The 4,621-nt window shown below is 33.8% G+C and carries 6 protein-coding genes and 1 pseudogene; 2 read left to right on the top strand and 5 right to left on the bottom strand.

The window, feature by feature from the left end:
• The 4 genes from AB3X49_RS18145 to alsR form a co-directional block, all read right to left on the bottom strand.
• Positions 1 to 515: ABC transporter permease (locus AB3X49_RS18145; protein WP_367963815.1), on the bottom strand; the 515-nt coding region annotated here is incomplete at its 3' end.
• Positions 508 to 1,419, bottom strand: coding sequence for an ABC transporter ATP-binding protein (locus AB3X49_RS18140; RefSeq protein WP_002167820.1), 912 nt, complete (start codon positions 1,417 to 1,419; stop codon positions 508 to 510). The genes AB3X49_RS18140 and AB3X49_RS18145, both read right to left, overlap by 8 nt.
• Before the next feature lie 94 nt (positions 1,420 to 1,513).
• The gene (locus AB3X49_RS18135) at positions 1,514 to 2,089 is read right to left on the bottom strand and encodes an FtsX-like permease family protein (RefSeq protein WP_002185137.1); all 576 of its coding nucleotides are present in this window, start codon (positions 2,087 to 2,089) and stop codon (positions 1,514 to 1,516) included.
• A 253-nt stretch (positions 2,090 to 2,342) separates the two neighbouring features.
• Positions 2,343 to 3,251: an acetoin biosynthesis transcriptional regulator AlsR gene (alsR, locus tag AB3X49_RS18130; RefSeq protein WP_002128558.1), complete on the bottom strand. Its 909-nt coding sequence runs from the start codon at positions 3,249 to 3,251 to the stop codon at positions 2,343 to 2,345.
• A gap of 151 nt (positions 3,252 to 3,402) precedes the next feature.
• Between alsR and AB3X49_RS18125 the strand changes: the two genes are divergently transcribed.
• Together AB3X49_RS18125 and AB3X49_RS18120 are read left to right on the top strand one after the other, a co-directional pair.
• Positions 3,403 to 3,768, top strand: a complete 366-nt coding sequence (locus AB3X49_RS18125; RefSeq protein WP_000872360.1) for a CidA/LrgA family holin-like protein — start codon at positions 3,403 to 3,405, stop codon at positions 3,766 to 3,768.
• The gene (locus tag AB3X49_RS18120; protein ID WP_002137763.1) at positions 3,765 to 4,442 is read left to right on the top strand and encodes an LrgB family protein; all 678 of its coding nucleotides are present in this window, start codon (positions 3,765 to 3,767) and stop codon (positions 4,440 to 4,442) included. Before AB3X49_RS18125 ends, AB3X49_RS18120 begins: the two co-directional genes overlap by 4 nt.
• Positions 4,443 to 4,454: 12 nt before the next feature.
• Here the strand turns inward: AB3X49_RS18120 and AB3X49_RS18115 are convergent.
• A pseudogene (locus AB3X49_RS18115) lies at positions 4,455 to 4,621 on the bottom strand (NUDIX hydrolase); the annotation flags it as partial.

Below are 4,621 nucleotides of genomic sequence, written 5' to 3'. Positions count from 1 at the left end.
GAAAAAATCATATTAAATATAAATAATAATGCCGCAAATATAACGATTGCCAAAAACTTAGATGTTAAAATTTTAAATCGGCTCGCTGGACGAATTGTTAAAAATTTATATGTTCCCCAGCTATATTCATTCGCAAAAATCGTACTCGCATATACGAGAATAAACGGAAGTAAAATTGGAAATACGATAAAACCTGTATCTCTCATAAATGAAAGCGGAGAACTACTTGCTGGCGCTGTATTCGTATCTAAATGCTTCATTTTAAGCTGGTATTCCTTTACAAGCTCGTCTCCTGACTTTTCTGTTAAAATATCCTCTTTTTTCATGCCGAGCTTTTTCTCAATTTCTACAGTGCGTTCTGTATAATCCGCTTTCCACCCTTTTGTTTCTGGCTCTAAATATTTTACCGTAACCCATCCTAATCCAATAATTAATACCGCAATAACTGCAAAAGGAATAATCGTTCGCTTTCGCTTAAATATTTTATACAGCTCGTTATAAACTAAATTAAACAATATCTTTTCCTCCTGTTAATTCTAAAAACTGCTCTTCTAGCGTTTTTCTTTCTTCATATACACGATAAACTTGAATGTTTTTCTCCATCAATGTACGAAGAATATTTGGAACTTCTTCATCTTTCACGTTTATAATTAATTCGTTTTCTTTTACTAAAACATCGTATTCTAAAACCTCTGCCGCTTTATTCGCATCATCTACACGTATATGTATTTCTTCTTTTTCTTCCTTTTTATCACTTTGAATATTTTGTGTTGCGACATATTCTCCATGCTGAATAATAATAACCCTGTCACACATTAATTCAACTTCTGAGAGTAAGTGACTAGAAACAAGAACAGCTTTTCCTTGTTCATGCGCAATTTTCTTTATGTACATCCGCATTTCATGTATACCACTAGGATCTAATCCGTTCGTCGGTTCGTCTAGTATTAATACATCTGGATTATGTATAAGTGCCTGAGCAATTCCTAAACGCTGTCTCATACCGAGTGAATATGCTTTTACTTTACGGTCAATTACTTGTCCCATTCCTAACAATTGCACTACTTCATCGATACGCTCTTCAGTCACATTCCCATTCATTCGTCCGAAATATGTTAAATTTTCATAGCCGCTTAAGAAAGGATAAAATTCTGGTGTCTCAATTACAGCACCAATTTTCGCAGCAGTTTTTTCAAATTGCTGTTTTACAGATTGACCATCAATCCATACTTCTCCTTCTGTCATACGAATCATTCCGACCATCATTCGCATTAATGTCGTTTTTCCAGCACCATTTGGTCCTAATAAGCCAACTACTTCACCTTTTTTCACTTCAAAACTAATATTTTCTACTAACGTCTTTGAACCAATTCGCTTTGTTAATCGATCAACTTTTACGATCGCTTGCTCATTTATCATTCCATACAACCTTTCTTCTTAACTCTTTTTTTCAGTTCTTCCCACTGTATCATGATTAATAACATGTGTAAAATGAAGAAAAAGCCATGATTTCTCATGCCTTTCTCCTCGTTTCATATGACTTTTCACCCTTTAACCTTTGTGTAAACCTACAACATTGCCACATTGATATTATAATGACGGTTATCATAACAACTGCTGTTATCACTACCGCATACATCGTAATCGGTGCATTGGTTATCCCTTGGATTCCTACTGCTTTCATAAAAATAATAATAAATAATTTCAAAAATAACATACCATGAATTAATCCGAAAACAAAAGCTCCTCCGTAAGTTAATAATTGCTCCTGACATAATAAACATAACATTTCTTTTCCTGTCATATGCATCACTTCATTCGATGTAAACTCCTCTTTTCTTATCTGTAAAAGAGAAGCTGTCATTTTATATGTAATGAAAATACACACAAAAACTATAAATAGAAACATAGCATAAAACCACTTTACAAATATAGGTGTATATTCCGCTTTACTTATTACAACTTCATTGAATCGGAATGATATCATAAAAAAACAAAGCATTGTATTCATAGCAATCCACATAAATTGTTTTAACCTTTGGGCAGCAAATGTTTGTATATTTTTTCTCGCTAACCGAAATAAAGACATAATTTCCCCCTACCTTGCTTCATAACATACGCATTCTATACTACTAGTGTATAAAAATATGACATTTTAAACATCGCACTTCAATCGGAATCTTTACTAAGCCTTTAGTCCTAGAAACCACGCATATTGATCTCCTTAGCATTGAATAAAAAACAAAAAACGGAAATGCACTTTAGTTACATTTCCGTTTTTTGTTTAATGAGGTGAATCTTTATATAACTTAATTATCATGACTACCCTGTAACTTCATCAACTATTCAGCCTTCGCATCTTCCACTTCAATCCTTTTTTTCTCTCTTGCAATTTTCAAAAACTCTAACAACTCTGGATTGTTATTCATTTTTTTATAAGCCACTGACATTTCTGCAACAAAATTAGAATCACATAACTCTTTATATACAACTTCTGTTCTATACAATTTATTTGCGGATACAGGTATTACCGTAATTCCAATACCTGCCGCTACAAGCCCCATAACAGTTTGATACTCCGTTGCTTCTTGTACAATGTGCGGACTAAAACCTACATCACGGCAAAGCGATAAAATTGTATCATATAACGCTGGCCATACTGGTCTCGTAATAAATACGAACGGTTCATCCCTTAAATCTTCGATATGTATTTCGTCCTTTTCAGCAAGAGGATGTGCCTTCGGTAAACATAACGTACATGAAAGTTTTTGAATTGGTTCTAACTCAAGTAATTGCGTTGGAATTGGCGGACGTAAAAATCCAATATCAATTCGATTATCATGAAGTGCATGCACCTGATCCGGTGTGGACAATTCATGTAATGCTACAGACACTCTCGGAAATTTCTTTCTATACTCTCTGACGATTGACGGTAAAATATCATATATCGCCGCACCTACAAAACCAATTGAAAGTGATCCAACTTCTCCCCTTTGAGCACTTTGTGCAACTTCTACTGCTTTTTCAATTTGTTCAAACGCTTTTTTTACTTCTTTTAAAAACATTTCTCCTGCTTCTGTTAATTCAACCTTTCTCTTCGTTCTTGAAAATAACATAACTCCCATTTCTTTTTCTAATTGCTGAATTTGTTGACTAAGCGGTGGTTGTGTCATTTGTAAACGAGCAGCTGCTCGTCCAAAGTGTAATTCCTCTGCCACTACAACAAAATATTGCAAATGCCGTAATTCCATTTTGGACACCCTTTTCACTTTCGATTAATACATCTAATATATTAATAACATATAATTTATATATTAGACAAATATTTCGAATGAACGTATAGTAGAAATTGTTAATTCTTTTTTACAATTTTTATGTAAAAAACAAAGAGGTGGTTACTGTATGAAATGGTGGAAGTTAAGCGGACAAATTTTATTATTATTTTGTTTCGCTTGGACAGGTGAATGGATTGCAAAACAGGCACACCTCCCAGTTCCAGGAAGTATAATCGGTATTTTTTTATTGTTAATCTCATTAAAATTTAATATAGTGAAAAAAGAATGGATACAAGACGGTGCAGACTTTTTATTAAAAGAACTTATTTTATTTTTCATCCCTTCTGCAGTCGCTGTCATTCGTTACAAAGATACATTATCACAATATGGAATCGATCTCATTTTAATTATCGTGATTAGTACACTTTGTGTTACTCTCGTAACAGGACTTTTAACAGAATTGCTATTAAAGCGGAAAGGATCAACACAATGATCGGCTTTCTTTGTTTACTATTAACACTATTCACATATTGGGTATCTAAAAAAATGTATCAACGCTGGAATTGGAGTCTGCTTTCTCCCCTTCTTGTATGCCCAATCATTTTAATAGCTTTATTACTTGGATTAGATACACCATACGAAACCTACGAATCTGGTAGTCATTGGCTAACAGAATTATTAAAACCTGCAACAGTTGCTTTCGCATGGCCAATCTATAAACATTTTGATCTATTAAAAAAACACGGCACTGCTATTTTAATTAATGTCATTGTCGGTTCTTTTCTATCTGTTATTACTTCCGCACTACTAGCTAATTTTTTTCAAATTGACTCTACAATAGAACAAAGTTTAGCACCGCACATTGTAACAACACCTATTGCAATGGCTATTTCAGAAATGATTGGCGGCATGTCACAATTAACAGCAGTTTTCGTTGTATTAACTGCCTTAACTGGAGCGTTATTCGGTCCTACACTCATACGCATATGCCGTATTAAAACAGCGCTCGCAAAAGGTATAATGCTAGGTACTAGCGCGAATGGGACCGGAACATCAAAAGCATTTGAAATCGGTCCTGTAGAAGGTACAATTGCAAGTTTATCAATGCTTTTAACAGCTGGAGCTAGTTTAGTTATCGTTCCACTTTTCTTATCTTGGATACACTAAAAAAGCAAGTATTTACACACTTGCTTTTTTATTTACATATCGGTATATTAGCTCGTAATCCTCTGGAAAAGCTAATGATAATTTTCCAACTTCATGTATCCCTTTCCAATCAATCTCATGTATTAACTCATCCGGATCTTGGATTTTCATATTACCGCCTATTTTTTTAACAAAGTAAT

The organism is Bacillus sp. C30, from assembly GCF_040838255.1.
Lineage (GTDB): Bacteria > Bacillota > Bacilli > Bacillales > Bacillaceae_G > Bacillus_A > Bacillus_A mycoides.
Note: the sequence above shows the minus strand (reverse complement) of the source record. Positions and strands in the feature narration are given on the sequence as shown.

Excerpts from the sequence above, each read along its gene's own strand:
- AB3X49_RS18125 (WP_000872360.1), top strand. The coding sequence starts at position 3,403 with ATGAAATGGTGGAAGTTAAGCGGACAAATTTTATTATTATTTTGTTTC.
- AB3X49_RS18140 (WP_002167820.1), bottom strand. The coding sequence starts at position 1,419 with ATGATAAATGAGCAAGCGATCGTAAAAGTTGATCGATTAACAAAGCGA.
- AB3X49_RS18120 (WP_002137763.1), top strand. The coding sequence starts at position 3,765 with ATGATCGGCTTTCTTTGTTTACTATTAACACTATTCACATATTGGGTA.
- AB3X49_RS18135 (WP_002185137.1), bottom strand. The coding sequence starts at position 2,089 with ATGTCTTTATTTCGGTTAGCGAGAAAAAATATACAAACATTTGCTGCC.
- alsR (WP_002128558.1), bottom strand. The coding sequence starts at position 3,251 with ATGGAATTACGGCATTTGCAATATTTTGTTGTAGTGGCAGAGGAATTA.